Genomic DNA, 18,005 nt, shown 5'->3' with positions numbered 1-18,005 from the left:
TTTCTTACATCGTCGCCCAGAAGCGACTTTAATAATATAACATTTACTAGCTGTATAAGTCAATAACTATTTTCAAAAACTCTTAATTAGAAGTTGTTTTCTCGTTACTGACTTTGAAGATTATATCAGGCCAATTATTTTAATGCAATACCTTTTAATCAATTTCTATAATCTATCTAGTTTTTTAATCATATTCCATCTTTGAACACAAGAAGCCAGTCACAATTTTGCATGCAATGCAAAACATAAGAAGAAATAAAAGCCAGCTTGGATAGCCGGCTTATTGGATGATTTCCTCGATATGCAAGTACCTGTTCTTTTCCAAAGCAAGAATCTGGTCTGTTTCTAGCAGTTTAACCAACGGCCTTGCCGGATTCTTTTCTTCTACAAAAATGATTTCAGCTGCCTGTCCATCTGAAAGGCGGATTTTTGTACCAACTGAATAATTCATTATTGCAGAACTCAATGCTTTCAGAGCAGTAATGTCGAATTCTCCAAATAGCTCCTCATTGATCATCTCGATCACTTTAAATGGAGAGTGTTTTGGCTTATATATTCTTTCCGATGTCATCGCATGGAAAGAATCAGCTACTGCAAGGATTTTTGCAAAAGGATGAATTCTGTTCGCTTTTTCACCAAATGGATAGCCGCTGCCATCCATTCTTTCATGATGATGAAGAATCGCGATTTTTGTGGCCTCCTTCAGCAATGGCCTATTCTTTACCATCTGATAGCTGTAAGTAGGGTGCTTTTTGATTTCCTCAAATTCATCTACCGTCAAAGTCGTGTTTTTATTAAGTAGTGTTGGACTGATCTTCGCCATGCCGCAATCCGATAAACATCCAGCCAGTGCAATCTGGGTTATATCCCCTTTGCTGTAATTCAGCTTTTTGGCGATAAAGGCACTGATAATTCCTACAGCCAATGGATGATCGTAAATATACTCTGCCTTTGTTGAATAATGGTGAAGATTGAATATATCCGAAGAAGTCATTTCAACCTGTTCAATCAATGGGACAATAATGGTCCTCAGTTTCGCAACATCTATCTGCATTCCTGATTGCCAGGAGATAAACTCTTTTTTGAAGTTCTGTCTCGCCTGTAAAAACAAGTCGATAAAAGTTTCTCCACCTTCATTAGTCTTCAAGCCAGATTTCTTATCAGTGCCTGTTGAAGGTGTTAGGAAAGGCATCCCATTCACTAACGTTTTTTCAACATCCACTTCTTTAACCAAAAAAACTTTCAGTATATCGATTAAATGCTCAGACAATACTGTTTTTTTGTTCATGATAGGTCGATTGGTTTTACTTAGAACATCATCAGTAAGGATACAGCCCTCTTTAAGGTTGTCTACGAGTACGCGCAAGGCTTTCCACCCCGGTATTTTAATTTTCTTACAATTATTTTACTTTATTTTACCAAAAAAGAGGAACACATTTTTGTGTTCCTCTCAAAAAGTTTATTCTTCTCCCTCTTCAGCTGGTGTTTCAGTCACTTCTGCTTCTTCACTGCCAACTTCTTCAGGATCAACTGTTGCTTCAGCATTTTCATTTTCATCTAGTTCGAGGTCTTCAGGTTTCTCTTCTTCCTTATCGACTTTAGCCACTGTCGCAACATATTCATTTTCCGCTTTATTAAGGCTGATTAATTTTACCCCTTGCGTATTACGTCCTGTCATTGAGATAGAGCTTACAGGGATCCGGATCAGGACACCACCTGTTGTGATCAGCATGAGGTCTTCCTCACCAGTCACGACTTTCATCGTTACAAGGTCGCCGTTCTTATCGGTGATGTTACATGTCTTGATTCCTTTACCGCCGCGCCCTTGCCTTCTGTATTCTTCAGAAGGTGTTCTTTTGCCGAATCCATTCTTCGTTACGACAAGGATCTCGGCACTTTCATCAAGTACTTCCATACCGACAACTTCATCGTCATCAGATAGGGTAATACCCTTTACTCCGGTGGCAGTACGGCCCATAGAGCGGACATCTGTTTCAGGGAAACGGATCAATAAGCCGTTCTTCGTGCCGATGATCATTTCTTTGCTGCCGTCTGTCATGCGGACAGAGATCAATTCATCACCCTCACGAAGGTTTAGGGCAATTAAGCCATTGTTGCGGATATTCGCAAACGATGAAAGTGGTGAACGTTTTGAGATTCCTTCTTTCGTTGTGAAGAACAGGAACCAGTCATCCACGAATTCTGAAACAGGAATAATGGCGTTGACCCATTCTCCCTTCTCGATTTCCAATAGGTTGATGATTGGGATACCCTTTGCTGTCCTGCTGAATTCTGGGATTTCGTAACCCTTCGAACGGTACACCTTACCCTTGTTTGTAAAGAACAGGATGGTATCATGCGTTGATGTGGTAATCAGATGTTCTACGAAGTCATCTTCATTCGTTCCCATACCCTGGATTCCGCGGCCGCCGCGGCGCTGTGCTCTATATGTCGATACAGGCAGGCGCTTAACGTAGCCGTTATGTGTAAGGGTGATGACGATATTTTCACGAGGAATCAAGTCTTCATCCTCGATCATTTCAAGACCACCGGACACAATCTCTGTGCGGCGCTCATCGTTGAAGCGCTCTTTGATTTCAGTAAGCTCTTCACGGATGATTTCAAGCACTTTTTCATTATCAGCAAGGATCGCTTTTAATTCTGAGATCAGCTGCATAAGATTTTGGAATTCTTCTTCGATCTTTTCGCGCTCCAAGCCTGTAAGCCTCTGTAGACGCATATCAAGGATCGCTTGAGCTTGCTTTTCGGATAACTTGAACTGTGTCATTAATCCTTCTCTAGCGATATCCGTCGTGCGGGAGCTTCTGATCAGGCTGATGACCGCATCAAGGTTATCAAGCGCGATTCGCAGCCCTTCAAGAATATGGGCACGTGCTTCTGCCTTCCTAAGTTCAAACTCTGTGCGGCGTCGAATTACGACTACCTGATGGTCAAGATAATATTCAAGACATTGCTTAAGGTTCAGAACCTTCGGCTGTCCATCTACTAAAGCAAGAAGGTTGATACCAAAGCTTGTCTGCAATGCAGTTTGTTTATAAAGGTTGTTTAAAAGGACATTGGCATTCGCATCCTTGCGAACTTCAATAACAATCCTCATACCCTTGCGGTCAGATTCATCCCGCAGGTCTGTAATGCCGTCAAGTCTCTTGTCACGGACTAATTCCGCGATTTTTTCAATCAACTTGGCTTTATTGACCTGGTAAGGAAGTTCCCTGACGATGATGACTTCCTTGCCATTTGATTTCTGTTCGATTTCAACCTTTGCACGCAAGGTAATCGAACCTCGGCCAGTCTCATAAGCTTTACGGATGCCACTGCGCCCTAATATCATTCCTGCTGTCGGGAAGTCAGGTCCTGTGATGATTTCCATCAATTCCATGATTGTCATGTCAGGATCCTTACTTATTGCCAATACCCCATCTATAACCTCGCCAAGCTGGTGAGGTGGGATGTTTGTAGCCATACCGACCGCGATACCCGAAGTACCGTTGACGAGCAGGTTCGGAAACCTTGAAGGCATAACAATCGGTTCTCTTTCAGAACCGTCATAGTTATCCTGATAGTCAATCGTATCTTTATTGATGTCACGCAAAAGTTCCATCGAAATTTTTGACATGCGTGCTTCTGTATAACGCATCGCTGCTGCAGCGTCGCCATCGACAGAACCGAAGTTTCCATGTCCATCGACAAGCATATAACGGTAGTTGAAATTTTGTGCCATACGGACCATTGTGTCGTATACAGCAGAGTCACCGTGCGGGTGATACTTACCGATTACTTCACCGACGATCCTCGCTGATTTTTTGTAGGCCTTATCCGAATGCATACCAAGGTCATGCATCGCATACAGGATCCTTCTATGTACCGGCTTCAAGCCGTCACGGACATCCGGAAGCGCACGTGCCACGATAACACTCATGGCATAATCCAGGAAAGATGAACGCATTTCTTGGCTAATATTAATCTCTTTTACACGTGGATTTGGTGTTTCAGACATTTAAGAGAGACCTCCTTTAGGAACTCTGTTCAACATGGCCATTTAGGGGAAAGCGCTCTGCGCGGCCCCTGGCCATTTCAGAAAAAGCAGGATAGAGGCAAAACCTACTATCCTGAGCATATATTATTAAATATCCAGGTTCTTTACGTAAAGTGCATTCTGCTCGATGAAATTGCGTCGAGGCTCTACCTTATCACCCATCAGGATTTCAAACGTTTCATCCGATTCGATCGCATCCTCTAGGCTTACCTGGAGCAGTGTCCTTGTTTCAGGATTCATCGTTGTCTCCCATAGCTGTTCAGGATTCATCTCACCAAGACCCTTATAGCGCTGGATGCCTGGCTTCGGCTGCTGTGGAAGCTCCGCGAGAATCTGTTCAAGCTGCTTGTCGTTATAAGCATACTCGATTTTTTTACCCTGCTGGATTTTGTATAAAGGCGGCTGGGCAATATAAATGTATCCTGCTTCAAGGATTTTTCTCATGTATCGGTAGAAGAACGTCAGTAATAGAGTTCGGATATGGGCACCATCGACATCGGCATCAGTCATGATGACGATTTTTTGGTAACGAGCTTTTGAAAGATCGAAGTCTTCGCCGATTCCTGTGCCGATCGCTGTAATGATCGCTCTTACCTCATTATTGGATAAAATTTTATCAAGACGTGATTTTTCAACGTTCAGGATTTTCCCGCGCAGTGGCAGGATCGCCTGGAAGTGGCGGTCACGGCCCTGCTTGGCTGATCCGCCCGCCGAGTCACCCTCAACGACATATATTTCACTGATGGCCGGGTCCTTTGAAGAGCAGTCAGCCAGTTTGCCCGGCAAGCTTGAAATCTCAAGCGCGCTCTTTCTCCTGGTCAGCTCACGTGCCTTTTTCGCCGCAAGTCTTGCTCTTGCTGCCATGAGTCCTTTGTCGACAATCTTTCTGGCAACATTCGGGTTCTCAAGCATGAATTTTTCAAAGTGGTCGGAAAAGAGTGTGTCAGTTACCGTACGGACCTCTGAATTCCCGAGCTTTGTCTTCGTTTGGCCTTCGAACTGTGGATCAGGGTGTTTGATCGACACGATTGACGTCAAACCTTCTCGAACGTCATCACCCGAGAGATTTGAATCACTTTCTTTGAAGATTCCGTGTTTACGGGCATAATCATTAATCACACGAGTCAAAGCTGTTTTGAAGCCAAACTCATGAGTACCACCTTCATAAGTGTGGATATTGTTCGCGAAAGAGTATATGTTTCCTGTGTAGCTGTCGTTGTATTGGAGAGCTACCTCTACAGTAATGCCTTCTTTTTCACCCTCAATATAAATCGGTTCTTCATGAAGGACTTCTCGAGTACGGTTTAAATGCTCAACATAAGATTTAATTCCGCCCTCGTAATAATACTCATTCTTTTTGCCTTCACCGCGCTTATCCTCAATCGTAATCTTGATCGCTCTGTTCAGGAAAGCAAGCTCACGCAAACGGTTTGCGAGTGTATCATAGTCGTATTCTAATGTCTCGGTGAAAATTTCCGGGTCAGGCTTAAAGTGTACAGTAGTTCCTGTTCGGTCCGTTTCATCAATGATCTTCAACGGGTCACCAACAGCGCCTCGTTCAAACTTCTGATAATGGACTTTGCCATCGCGATGGACAAATACTTCAAGATAAGTGGATAAGGCATTAACAACGGATGCACCTACACCGTGCAGACCTCCGGAAACCTTATAGCCTCCGCCGCCGAATTTACCACCGGCGTGGAGTACCGTCATGATGACCTCAACCGCTGGCCTTCCCATCTTTTCGTGGATACCAACTGGGATTCCACGGCCATTATCCTGAACTGTGATACTGTTATCCTCTTCGATAATGACATTAATCTCGTCACAGTAGCCGGCAAGTGCTTCATCTATACTATTATCAACGATTTCCCATACAAGATGGTGCAAACCTTTTCCACTCGTTGATCCGATATACATCCCTGGACGTTTGCGTACAGCTTCCAGGCCTTCAAGCACTTGTATCTGGCTTTCATCATACGCTTGTCCTTGCATGGATTGTTCCTCCATTGCCATATCGATCACCTACACTTTCATTTTCAATCAACTTTTTTAAAAAACTTATCTATTGGCTAATTTCGCATATATCGTTGTTTTTCGACATTTTTTGCGAATAAGCCGATCTATTAAAATTCCTGGACGGATAATTTTTGGGAGCGTTTCTTTAATGTTCCTGATGCGAGTGGGGAATAATATATATGATTTCCTGTTACCACGATTGACTTGACCGTTCCTTTGGCCAAATGGACAATCTGCTGGTCCTGGCGCGTTATGAACTCTTCCATGAACGGAGAAGAGCTGGCGCTTTCAATATCTAATATAGCAATAATATCTTTTGTCCTTACAAGGACTTCCTCACCAACATGCAAATACATGTAGTCCACCTCATTGGATTCTTGACATTTCGCCGGTTTTCACTTTATAAGTGGCTGCTTCCCTTAATGTCTGATGGTCGATCCCATCCACACTAGTGGTCGTGACGAAGGTTTGAACTTTCCCCTGGATGGTATTCAATAAATGGGATTGGCGGTAATCATCTAACTCAGAAAGGACATCATCAAGCAGCAGGATAGGATATTCACCAATCTCTGAATTGATCAATTCAATCTCAGCCAATTTGACCGAAAGTGCCGTCGTCCGCTGCTGTCCCTGCGAACCGAATGTCTGGACATCACGGCCATTCACGAAAAATTGCAGGTCATCCCTATGCGGTCCGAACATTGTGGTGCCGCGGTCAATTTCCCTTGTCTTTATTTTAGCAAATTTTTCTTCATACACTGCTATCATTTTCGACAAATCATCATCTTCTGATACGTCTGCGGAAGGTTTATAGACGATTTTCAAATCCTCGAACCCTCTGGATATCCCATTGTGGATCGGCAATGCCCATTGCTCAAGCAAATAAAGGAATTCAAAACGCTTCACAATGATCCTCGCAGCTGCCTGGATAAATTGTTCCGTCAGGATATCGAGCATGGAATGGTCACTTGTTTTTTTGATTTGCAGCTGTTTCAAATAATGGTTACGCTGCTGGAGAATTTTGTTGTACTGTCCCATATCATGCAAATATATCGCCGAAACCTGTCCAATTTCCATATCGACAAATCGTCTTCTGACTTGAGGGCTTCCTTTTACCAGGTTAAGGTCCTCGGGTGCAAACATGACGACATTCATATTGCCGACATATTGGCTTAGCTTCCGCTGTTCGAGATGATTGACTTTAGCCTTCTTGCCTTTTTTCGAAATGACAAGCTGCATAGGCAAAGATCCGTTGTTTTTTTAATCCGTCCCTCTATTTTAGCATATTCTTCGTCCCAGCGAATCAAATCTTTATCATTGGAGGTCCGGTGCGACTTTGCCATTGCCAATACATAGATAGACTCCATGACATTCGTTTTCCCCTGGGCATTCTCCCCAAGGATGACATTGACTTTATTTTCAAATGTCGCCTCTAATCCCTGGTAATTGCGGTAATTCCTTAACTGCAGTTCCTCTATATACATGAACAGTTCATCCTCTGGATTATTGCGTTATGCTGAACTCGCCAAGCCCAGGAATCGATATCTGGTCTCCGGAACGAAGCTTCCTTCCTCTTCGCTGATCTTGTTCACCATTGATAAAAACATCATGTTCACTTAAAAACCACTTTGCCATTCCGCCTGATTGAATTACATCGGCAAGTTTCAGGAATTGGCCAAGCGTGATATATTCCGTATCAATTTTTATTTCCTCATTCACGTTTCTCACCCTTTTCTTCCAAAAGGACTTAATACTTTATTTTACTAAATTTTTTCCATAGAAACAAATTTTCTTATATTCTGTTGGTTTTTCGCTCCAGGCACTCAGCCTTCCACTGGAAGAATTATGAAAAATCTCAATTGCTGGATTTTTTAAAGAGCGAATTCTTCTTTTGGGCTGGCGGTGAGCCTCCTCGGAGCAAGCTCCTGTGGGGTCTCACCTGTCCAGCTGATCCCGCAGGACTTTGAATTAGCTTCCTAGATCGTGCCTTCCGCTACAACCCAATTAGTCTGCATTTTGCAACCTATAAGTAAAAAACCACCAGCATAGAACTGGTGGCAAAAGATCTTCTTAGTAAGTTCTTACCGGCAGGATTAACTGCAGGATGGAGTCGTCGTGAAGCGGACGGATGACGAATGGTCTCATCGCGCCTGTGAAGCTGATCTGGATTTCTGTTCCTTCCAATGCTTTTAGGGCATCCATCATATACTTCGCGCTAAATGAAATTTTCAGTTCCTCGCCATCGATTGATTGGCTTTGGATTTCTTCGACAACAGTACCGATTTCAGGTGTGTTTGACGAAACTTCAATTGCGCCGCCTTCGATTGTGGAGAACTTGACGACATTGTTTCTTCCCTCTCTTGCAAGCAGTGATGCACGGTCGATCGCATGAAGGAATTCCTTTGTATTAACGACTACATCTGTTTTGCTCTCAGTTGGGATCAATCTTCCTGTATCAGGATAGTTTCCTTCAAGCAGTCTTGAATAGAATAGTAAATGTTTTGCTTTAAACAATACCTGGTTTTCAGTAATGACGATATCCACTGAATCTGAACTGTCATCAAGAATTCTGCTCAATTCTGTCAAACTTTTCCCTGGAATGACCACATTATAGCTGCCAGTGCTTTCTGCATCGAGTTTAGCTTTTCTCAATGCAAGTCTATGGCTATCTGTTGCAATACAGATTAATTCATTGTTTTCGACCTTCCAGTTTACACCTGTCAAGATGGGGCGTGTTTCTGAGGTGGACACTGAAAAGACAGTTTGGCGGACCAAGCCTTTTAATAGGTCTGTCGGAATCTTGAATACATGTTCTTCCGAGATTTGCGGAAGATGTGGATATTCTTCTGCATCCAGGCCATTTAAGTTAAATTCTGATTTACCAGAACGGATAATGGTCTGCAGATTGTTATGGACTTCGATTTCTACTGTATCTGTAGGCAGCTTTTTAACGATTTCACTAAAGAAACGCGCCTGCAAAACAATGGATCCTGGCTGTTTGATTTCGACGATTTCATCCCCAGCTTCTTCTTTAGGAATGAAAGATTCGATGGAAATATCAGAATCGCTGCCTGTAAGAGTTACACCCTCTTCGTTAGCAACAATCTTAATACCTGTCAAAATGGGGATTGTTGTTCTGCTTGTCACTGCCTTCATTACGTCTTGAACGCTTTGAAGCAATGAATCGCGCTGGATAATAAATCTCATTTTTTTGCCTCCAGTTAGGTATATTTTTCTCTTAAATGCATATATTAATATGTTTTAAAAAAGAGTAGAAGTACTAGTAGGGCCTGTGGATTTGTGGATAAGTGGGTTTGTTCAAAGGAAACACAGCCTATCCACATGTGGACAGACTGTGCGTAACCAATGGAGAGTTATTCACACTTTCCTAAACCCTTAATTGTTCATTTATATCTTTCAGCTGCCTTTGCAGGTTCGCATCAACTGAAATCATCTTAGATATTTTTTCATGGGCATGGATGACCGTCGTATGGTCACGGCCCCCGAACTCTTCGCCAATTTTAGGAAGCGAGAAATCAGTTAGCTCTCTTGATAAGTACATAGCGATTTGTCTAGGGTATGCTACGGATTTTGTCCTTTTCTTCGCTTTAAAATCCTCTAACTTCACATTGAACTGCTGTCCGACAACCCTCTGGATGTCAAGAATCGTGATGACCTTCGGCTTAGAGCTCGGGATAATATCCTTAAGAGCTTCAGCATCCAGGTCCGCATTGATATCCTTATTGATCAGTGAAGAATAAGCGACGACACGGATCAAAGCACCTTCAAGCTCACGGATGTTGGAGTCGATTTGGTTTGCGATATAAAGCATAACCTCATTCGGAATATCCAGGCCTTCTGCTTTAGCCTTCTTACGAAGGATCGCAATCCGCGTTTCTAGGTCTGGCGGAGTGATATCAGTAATCAAACCCCATTCGAAGCGGGATCTCAGCCTGTCTTCAAGTGTTGGAATTTCTTTTGGCGGACGGTCACTTGAGATGACAATCTGCTTGCTTTCCTCATGCAATGTATTGAATGTATGGAAAAATTCCTCTTGCGTCTGTTCTTTTCCCGCCAGGAATTGAATATCATCAATGAGCAAGACATCGACATTGCGGTATTTATTGCGGAAATCTCCCGCTTTATTGTCCCTGATCGAGTTGATGAATTCATTCGTGAATTTTTCAGAAGACAAATAAACCACTTTGGCATTCGGATTATGGTCCTGGACGTAGTGTCCGATTGCATGCATTAAGTGGGTTTTACCAAGTCCTACGCCCCCATAAATGAATAAGGGGTTATAGGCTTTTGCCGGCGCTTCAGCTACTGCAAGCGACGCCGCGTGGGCGAAACGGTTGCCTGAACCAATGACAAAAGTATCAAATGTATACTTTGGGTTCAGCATGCTGACAGGCAAATCAGGAATATCGTCTTCCTTCTTCACTCGTCTGGGCGGCAATGGCATGTCGAGATCTTCTTCCTTCTGGTTCTGGGGAATAATGAATTTTACAGAAAGCTCTTCACCAGTGATTTCATACAATATTCCGCTGATTAACTGGGAATAACGTTCCTCCAGCCAGTCACGGGCAAACTCATTCGGGGCTGTAATCGTAAGGACATCACCTTGCAAGGAATGTGCCTTTGTTGATTTAAGCCATGTATCGAAACTAGGCTTGCTGATCTTTTTCTCGATTTTAGCGAGAGCGTTGTTCCAGAGATCTGCAATGTTCTCCAACAATTATCCCTCCTTTTCTTGTCGTTTTTACGCTTTTTTCTCTATATCTGGCTGCATTTGCACTCACAATTTCACACAAATCTTCTGGCCTTCAGGAAAATAGTCTGCTCGAAAAGCATAAAATCAAAGGTTATACATACTGTACAACCCCTGAATTAATAAATATACGAAACTATTAATGTGGAAAAATATATAATAAGGAAGAAAGGAAGCTTTTCGACAATATCCACTTTCTGTGGACAAAGTTTTACAACAGGACTGAATAACCTATCCACAGCTTATCCACAATTTGTGGATAAGTATATTTTCGTTATCGAATTATTAAGAGTGAAAACACAAATATAATATCAGATAATCTAGCATGGCGCAACGCTTTTTAATACATTATCCACAATACACTATCACTGTGGAGAGTAATTGTCCACAGGCACTTGAATTGTGTAAAAGCTGTCAGGAAGCCTTGTGGATAATAAAAACTATGTCGATTTTTGTCCACAGGGCGCTGGAATTAGTAAAAATCAGCTATAGAATTTATCTTTAACATTTATTTTTGCAGCGGAAAATATTCTTGTTAAATTTAAGAATGGGTCAACTTAAAAAATTTTAAGACTTCTATATATTTGCGGATCTTAATAGAACATAAAGTTCCGAAAGATTTCCGAAAGGGTTCCGAAATGTAGAAGAATGGTCTGGATCCGAGGTTGGAAAAGCAATCATCTAAGGATTGAAGAAATACCAGGAAAGTTAAATTTAAAATTTTGCCAGTGCATTCGATTTCTGAATAGGCACTTGACAATTTATACTGACCCTCTTTATAATTACAAAGACTGTCTGTAACAGCTATTCCTCAGGGAGGTGTAACATATATGAAACGCACTTATCAACCAAATAAACGTAAACACAGCAAAGTTCACGGATTCCGTGCCCGCATGAGCAGTGCAAATGGCCGTAAGGTTCTTGCTCGTCGTCGTCGCAAAGGAAGAAAAGTATTATCAGCTTAGGCCACTGAAATGTCAGTGGTCTTTTTTCTCTTTGGGCAATACTATTTTGGGAGCTCTGTATGCTGGCAAAGTGGCTTTTAGGGGATTTATTTTTGGCAATACTGAAAGAATAAATTCCTTTGCCCGCCTTTTTAAAAGAACCCCAAAGAAAAATTCAGATCCATAGAGAATTGAAGGTGCTATAGATGAAAAAAGACTTCAAAGTGAAAAAAAATAAAGAATTCCAAGAGGCTTTTAAAAAAGGAAGATCGGTTGCCAACCGGCAATTTGTTGTCTATATTTTAAAAAAACCTGATCAGGAGAATTTCCGCATCGGGCTGTCGGTCAGCAAAAAAATTGGCAATGCCGTCATGCGCAACCAAATCAAAAGATATATCCGGCAGTCATTTCATGAACTGCAGGACCGGGTCCATAACGGGAACGACTACATCATCATTGCCAGAAAGCCAACTGCTGAAATGGACATGCATGAAGTGAAGAAAAGCCTGGAGCATGTCTTGAAGGTCGGTAAGGTTTTGAAGAAGCCAAAACGTGGAGATAATGATTGAGGCAAAAATATTTGCTGATTTGCAATTTTTAAAAGCGCTTCCCTATAAAAGATGTTAAAATACTCTTGATTGCATTGCCCTAACAAGGCTAAATGTACATAAATTTTGGGACAAACTTTTGAAAATAAATGAACGTACCGGGAAGTTAGGAGGAAATGAAGCTTGAAAAAAAGAATATTATTGATAATGGGCTTGCTTTTAGTGATGACCGTGCTGACAGGCTGTATGGAGTATGACCAGCCAATCACTGAGGAAAGCAAGGGTTTTTGGAATGAATACATTGTTTATCCATTATCCTTGTTAATCGTCAAGATGGCTGAATGGCTCGGGGACAACTACGGATTATCGATTATCGCTGTTACGTTGCTGATCCGCCTGGTTATTCTGCCGCTTATGATCAAACAAACAAAGAGCTCGAAGGCTATGCAGGCATTGCAGCCGGAAATGGCAAAGTTAAAAGAAAAATACAGCTCCAAGGATCAGAAAACCCAGCAGAAGCTCCAGCAGGAAACAATGGCACTTTTCCAGAAGCATGGTGTCAATCCGCTTGCAGGCTGTTTCCCGCTGATCGTTCAGATGCCGATCTTGATTGGTTTCTACCATGCGATTTCAAGAACGAGGGAGATTGCCGAGCATAACTTCCTGTGGTTCGACCTTGGTTCACCGGATCCGTATTTTATCCTGCCGTTAGTTGCAGGTGTGACAACTTTCATCCAGCAAAAAATGATGATGGCTGGCCAGGAAGCAAACCCGCAAATGGCAATGATGCTTTGGCTGATGCCAATCATGATCATTGTATTCGCGATCAACTTCCCAGCAGCACTTTCATTGTACTGGGTAGTCGGTAACTTATTCATGATTGTTCAAACTTACTTTATTAAAGGGCCGGACCTTAAAGCAACTGCTGCCGGCAATGCGGGAGGAGCAAAAAAGTGAAACAGGTAACTGCTACAGGACAAAATGTCGACGAAGCAGTAGAATCCGCTTTAGCTCAATTAAAGACAACCAAAGACCGCACAGAAATTGATGTAATTGATGAAGGCAAAAAGGGGATTTTCGGACTTTTCGGCACACGCCCGGCTGTCGTCAAAGTGACAGTGAAAATCGATGCTGTTGAAGAAGCCGTAAATTATTTGAAGTCGGTTGGCTTGCAAATGGGAGCTCCAATTGAAGTTGATGTGAAAAAGGAAGGGAAAACAGTACTCTTTACGATGTCTGGTGAGAAAATCGCTTTGCTGATCGGAAAAAGAGGCCAAACACTGAATTCCTTGCAATTTTTGACCCAGCTCGTGATGAACCGTTATTCTGAACAGTATGCTACTGTCTTGCTTGATGCTGAGGACTATCGCCAGCGCAGGAATGATACACTCGTGCAATTGGCTGAACGCCTTGCGCAAAAAGCAGTCAGAACCGGCCAAACCGTCGCGCTTGAACCTATGCCTTCGTATGAACGCAAAGTGATTCATACTGCATTGATGTCAAACAAGAGAATCAAAACATATTCCGATGGCACAGAACCACATAGACATATAGTGATTGCGCCTTCGAAGTAATAATTAGAGTGAAAAAACCCCGAACCAGGAGCTGGTTCGGGGTTTTTGTTCGATTTTATCACCTGTTTTAAAGTAATTTGGAGATTTTTTGAAGTGCCGAGCTTATTAATTGCTTCTGAAGAGTAGAATTATAGTGTTTTCTAAATGAGGAATGAAGAAATTTTACCCAATAAATAATATATTGGCGGTTTTCACAATTATATTGGCGAAAAAACAAATTTATTGGCGAAAAATTAGTTTTATTGGCGATAATGAGCAGTATATTGGCGAAAATCAATTTTTATTGGCGACTTGGAAATTATCATGCATTTTTTCCAGTTCAGCATCCAGCATCCGGCCACCAGTTCATTCAAATCACATTTCTCCAGTTTACTCAAATTACAACTCGTACTCCACTTCCTCTAGTAGTTCTTTCAAATCCCAATTATGTTTTCCACAACCTAATTAAAAATCATTTATTTCCTCCCTTGGTTTTATTGTTATTCACATGTGGATAAGTTAAAATTAAATAAGTTTATTTTATGAGTTGTGGATAAATTCTGAGTTACGAGGATTCCTTTCTTTTTTTCACTAAAGTGATGTGGTATTCTAGTAATTTGTAGAAAACAAACTTTAATCTTTTGATATATATACTTTTTGCAGAAAAAGTGGGGTGAGCAAATGGAATTTGATACGATTGCGGCGATTTCTACGCCGATGGGTGAAGGTGCGATTGCGATTGTCCGTTTAAGTGGGGATCAAGCTTTTGAAATAGCAGAGCGTCTGTTCAAAGGGGTTGGCAGCAAGAAGCTAAGTGAAGTGGCTTCGCATACAATCCATTATGGACATCTGATTGATCCGAAAACTGGACAAGTTGCCGAAGAGGTAATGGTCTCTGTTATGAGAGGGCCTAAAACATTCACGAAAGAGGATGTAGTCGAAATCAACTGCCATGGGGGTCTTGTTTCTGTAAACCGTGTGCTCCAGCTTGTTCTGAATCAGGGAGTGAGACTTGCAGAGCCGGGGGAATTTACAAAACGGGCTTTTTTAAATGGGCGGATCGACCTTTCACAGGCGGAGGCAGTTATCGACTTGATTAGGGCGAAAACGGACCGTGCGATGAATCTGGCGCTTGGTCAAATGGAAGGACGCCTATCAAGGCTTATCCAGAAGCTGCGCCAGGAAATTCTTGAAATACTTGCCCATGTAGAAGTGAACATTGATTATCCAGAGTATGACGATGTCGAGGAAATGACGCATAACATGCTTTTGGAAAAGGCGAAATATGTAAAAGGGGAGCTGGAAAAGCTTCTGCAAACCTCACAGCAAGGAAAAATCCTTCGTGAAGGACTGTCAACCGTCATTGTTGGCCGCCCGAATGTAGGAAAGTCTTCGTTGCTGAACAGCCTTGTACATGAAAATAAAGCGATTGTTACCGATATACCAGGAACCACCCGCGATGTAATCGAAGAATATGTGAACGTCCGCGGCGTTCCTTTAAGATTGCTTGATACAGCGGGAATTCGGGAAACTGAAGATATCGTCGAACGAATTGGCGTTGAACGGTCTCGCCAGGTTTTGAAGGAAGCGGATTTGATCTTACTGGTTCTGAACTATTCAGATGAGCTTTCGGAAGAGGATCGTAACATTTTCAAAGCGGTGGAAGGCATGGATGTCATTGTCATCATCAATAAAACAGATCTGCCTCAAAAAATCGATTTGGATGAAGTAAAGGAGCTTGCGAAGGGTTATTCGCTTGTTACGACATCCTTGCTTGAGGACAAGGGAGTGGATGAGCTGGAAGAAGCAATTTCGAGCTTGTTCTTCTCAGGTGGTATTGAATCAGGCGACCTGACATATGTTTCGAACAGCCGTCATATCGCACTACTTAACCAGGCTGTACATTCGATTGAAGAAGCGATCAGCGGTGTCGAAATGGGAACGCCAATCGATATCGTCCAAATAGATTTGACTCGTTCCTGGGAACTGCTTGGCGAAGTAATAGGTGAAAGTGTGCATGAAAGCTTGATTGACCAGTTATTCTCGCAGTTCTGTTTAGGGAAATAAAAAAATATAAAAACTATTTTCGAAAAACTTTCTATCAAGATACGGAAAATAGAGATGTAGCACTTTTGGACTATATAGATTCTTTTTACTTATAGAGCTTGATTGCAGCATAAAAAGGAGGCAGCAGGATGAGTTATGAAGCCGGAAATTTTGATGTGGTTGTAGTTGGGGCCGGCCATGCGGGTGTTGAGGCGGCCCTGGCACCGGCACGTATGGGTGCGAAAACCGCGATGATTACCATTAATCTTGATATGATTGCGTTCATGCCGTGCAACCCGTCAATCGGCGGACCTGCAAAGGGAATTGTTGTACGGGAAATTGACGCTTTGGGCGGCGAAATGGGCCGCAATATTGATAAAACATACATCCAGATGAGGATGCTGAATACTGGAAAGGGTCCTGCAGTACGTGCGTTGAGGGCCCAGGCTGATAAATTCGATTATCAGAATGAAATGAAGAAGACGCTGGAAAACGAAAAGAACCTTACATTGGTACAGGGCATGGTTGAGCGTCTAGTTGTTGAGGACGGCGAATGTAAAGGGGTCATTACCCAGACTGGAGCCATTTATCGCGCTAAAACGGTCGTGATTACGACTGGTACGTATATGCGCGGGGAAATCATCCTTGGCGAATTGAAATACTCAAGCGGTCCGAACAACCAGCAGCCGTCAATCAAGCTTTCGGAACATCTTGAGGAGCTTGGCTTTGACCTGGTTCGTTTTAAAACGGGAACACCACCTCGTGTACACAGCGATAGTATTGATTATTCTAAAACAGAAATCCAGCCTGGTGATGATGTCCACCGTGCATTTTCCTATGAAACGACGAAATACATCACCGACCAGCTTCCTTGCTGGCTGACGTATACGAACGAAAGCACACACCAGCTGATTGATGAAAATCTGCACCGTTCACCGATGTACTCCGGAATGATCAAGGGTACTGGCCCGCGTTACTGCCCATCCATTGAGGATAAGGTCGTCCGGTTCAATGACAAGCCGCGCCACCAGATCTTCTTGGAGCCGGAAGGAAGGAATACTCAGGAGGTTTATGTGCAGGGACTGTCAACGAGCTTACCGGAAGAGGTCCAGCATAAAATCCTTCAGACAATACCTGGTCTGGAAAAGGTTCAAATGATGCGTGCCGGATATGCGATTGAATATGATGCCGTCGTGCCGACGCAGCTTTGGCCAACATTGGAAACGAAACTAGTTAAAAATCTTTATACTGCAGGACAAATCAATGGTACTTCAGGCTATGAAGAGGCTGCCGGCCAGGGAATCATGGCTGGAATCAATGCGGGCAGAAGGGCAATGGACAAAGAAGAAGTCATCCTTAGCCGCGCTGATGCCTACATCGGAGTATTGATCGATGACCTCGTGACTAAAGGAACGAATGAACCGTACCGTTTGTTGACATCAAGAGCGGAATACCGCCTGCTTCTCCGTCATGATAATGCGGACCTTCGTTTGACTGAAAAAGGCCATGAAATTGGCTTGATTACCGAAGAACGCTACCAGAAGTTTTTAGCGAAAAAAGAAGCAATTGAAGGTGAGAAACATCGCCTTCAATCGATCATCATCAAACCGACAGCGGAGGTTCAGGAGTTAATTCGTTCGCTTGGCGGTAGTGAGTTGAAGGATGGCATCCGTGCTTCAGACCTATTGAAGCGTCCTGAGGTTTCTTATGAGCATATCAAGCAGCTCGTTCCTGCAGCTGGCGAACTTGATTTCGAAACAGAGGAACAGACAGAAATTCAAATCAAATATGAGGGATATATTGAGAAATCACTTCAGCAGGTTGAAAGGCTGAAGAAGATGGAAGACAAGAAAATCCCGGAAAATATTGATTACGATGCCATTTCTGGACTGGCGACAGAGGCTCGCCAAAAATTGAAAGAAGTACGTCCGTTGACATTGGCACAAGCATCGAGAATCTCAGGTGTGAATCCTGCAGATATCTCAATCCTGCTCGTTTATTTGGAACAAGGGCGAATTGCACGGATCAAGCAATAAATTTTTTTATAAAGATAAGAAAGTATAAATT

Annotated in this window: 15 protein-coding genes; 6 read left to right on the top strand and 9 right to left on the bottom strand. The window is 42.7% G+C overall.

Annotated features, from left to right (window positions below; translation table 11 throughout):
- Positions 1-280: 280 nt before the first annotated feature.
- From TY49_RS06870 to dnaA, 9 genes are all read right to left on the bottom strand, one after another.
- The gene (locus TY49_RS06870; protein ID WP_041965167.1) at positions 281-1,366 is read right to left on the bottom strand and encodes an HD-GYP domain-containing protein; all 1,086 of its coding nucleotides are present in this window, start codon (positions 1,364-1,366) and stop codon (positions 281-283) included.
- 93 nt (positions 1,367-1,459) lie between these two features.
- Positions 1,460-4,018: a DNA gyrase subunit A gene (gyrA, locus tag TY49_RS06865; RefSeq protein ID WP_041965166.1), complete on the bottom strand. Its 2,559-nt coding sequence runs from the start codon at positions 4,016-4,018 to the stop codon at positions 1,460-1,462.
- 126 nt (positions 4,019-4,144) lie between these two features.
- The gene (gene gyrB, locus TY49_RS06860) at positions 4,145-6,052 is read right to left on the bottom strand and encodes a DNA topoisomerase (ATP-hydrolyzing) subunit B (protein WP_439646155.1); all 1,908 of its coding nucleotides are present in this window, start codon (positions 6,050-6,052) and stop codon (positions 4,145-4,147) included.
- Positions 6,053-6,183: 131 nt separating this feature from the next.
- Positions 6,184-6,432, bottom strand: coding sequence for an extracellular matrix regulator RemB (gene remB / locus TY49_RS06855; protein ID WP_041965165.1), 249 nt, complete (start codon positions 6,430-6,432; stop codon positions 6,184-6,186).
- A gap of 10 nt (positions 6,433-6,442) precedes the next feature.
- Positions 6,443-7,315, bottom strand: coding sequence for a DNA replication/repair protein RecF (gene recF / locus TY49_RS06850; protein ID WP_232310399.1), 873 nt, complete (start codon positions 7,313-7,315; stop codon positions 6,443-6,445).
- Positions 7,249-7,560 carry an AAA family ATPase gene (locus TY49_RS25210; protein ID WP_232310398.1) on the bottom strand — a complete coding sequence of 104 codons (312 nt, stop codon included), beginning with the start codon at positions 7,558-7,560 and terminating at the stop codon, positions 7,249-7,251. The genes recF and TY49_RS25210 overlap by 67 nt, the downstream gene beginning before the upstream one ends.
- Positions 7,561-7,579: 19 nt before the next feature.
- Complete coding sequence (yaaA, locus tag TY49_RS06845; protein ID WP_041965164.1) at positions 7,580-7,795, bottom strand: S4 domain-containing protein YaaA; 216 nt, start codon at positions 7,793-7,795, stop codon at positions 7,580-7,582.
- Between the two features lie 351 nt (positions 7,796-8,146).
- Complete coding sequence (dnaN, locus tag TY49_RS06840) at positions 8,147-9,283, bottom strand: DNA polymerase III subunit beta (protein ID WP_041965163.1); 1,137 nt, start codon at positions 9,281-9,283, stop codon at positions 8,147-8,149.
- Between the two features lie 181 nt (positions 9,284-9,464).
- Entirely contained in the window at positions 9,465-10,811 is a 1,347-nt protein-coding gene (gene dnaA, locus TY49_RS06835) for a chromosomal replication initiator protein DnaA (RefSeq protein ID WP_041965162.1), read from the bottom strand.
- 866 nt (positions 10,812-11,677) lie between these two features.
- Here dnaA and rpmH point away from each other — a divergent pair.
- From rpmH to mnmG, 6 genes are all read left to right on the top strand, one after another.
- The gene (gene rpmH / locus TY49_RS24185) at positions 11,678-11,812 is read left to right on the top strand and encodes a 50S ribosomal protein L34 (RefSeq protein WP_013059930.1); all 135 of its coding nucleotides are present in this window, start codon (positions 11,678-11,680) and stop codon (positions 11,810-11,812) included.
- Positions 11,813-11,997: 185 nt separating this feature from the next.
- Positions 11,998-12,360 carry a ribonuclease P protein component gene (gene rnpA / locus TY49_RS06825; RefSeq protein ID WP_041965160.1) on the top strand — a complete coding sequence of 121 codons (363 nt, stop codon included), beginning with the start codon at positions 11,998-12,000 and terminating at the stop codon, positions 12,358-12,360.
- A gap of 162 nt (positions 12,361-12,522) precedes the next feature.
- On the top strand, positions 12,523-13,296 hold the full coding sequence (gene spoIIIJ / locus TY49_RS06820) for a YidC family membrane integrase SpoIIIJ (protein WP_041965159.1): 774 nt from the start codon (positions 12,523-12,525) through the stop codon (positions 13,294-13,296).
- Positions 13,293-13,913 carry an RNA-binding cell elongation regulator Jag/EloR gene (jag, locus tag TY49_RS06815; RefSeq protein ID WP_041965158.1) on the top strand — a complete coding sequence of 207 codons (621 nt, stop codon included), beginning with the start codon at positions 13,293-13,295 and terminating at the stop codon, positions 13,911-13,913. The genes spoIIIJ and jag overlap by 4 nt, the downstream gene beginning before the upstream one ends.
- Before the next feature lie 660 nt (positions 13,914-14,573).
- On the top strand, positions 14,574-15,959 hold the full coding sequence (mnmE, locus tag TY49_RS06810) for a tRNA uridine-5-carboxymethylaminomethyl(34) synthesis GTPase MnmE (protein WP_041965157.1): 1,386 nt from the start codon (positions 14,574-14,576) through the stop codon (positions 15,957-15,959).
- 128 nt (positions 15,960-16,087) lie between these two features.
- Complete coding sequence (gene mnmG, locus TY49_RS06805; RefSeq protein WP_041965156.1) at positions 16,088-17,974, top strand: tRNA uridine-5-carboxymethylaminomethyl(34) synthesis enzyme MnmG; 1,887 nt, start codon at positions 16,088-16,090, stop codon at positions 17,972-17,974.
- The last annotated feature ends 31 nt before the right edge of the window (positions 17,975-18,005 follow it).

The organism is Mesobacillus selenatarsenatis SF-1 (genome assembly GCF_000813125.1).
In the GTDB taxonomy this organism is placed as follows: Bacteria; Bacillota; Bacilli; order Bacillales; family Cytobacillaceae; genus Mesobacillus; species Mesobacillus selenatarsenatis.
Note: the sequence above shows the minus strand (reverse complement) of the source record. Positions and strands in the feature narration are given on the sequence as shown.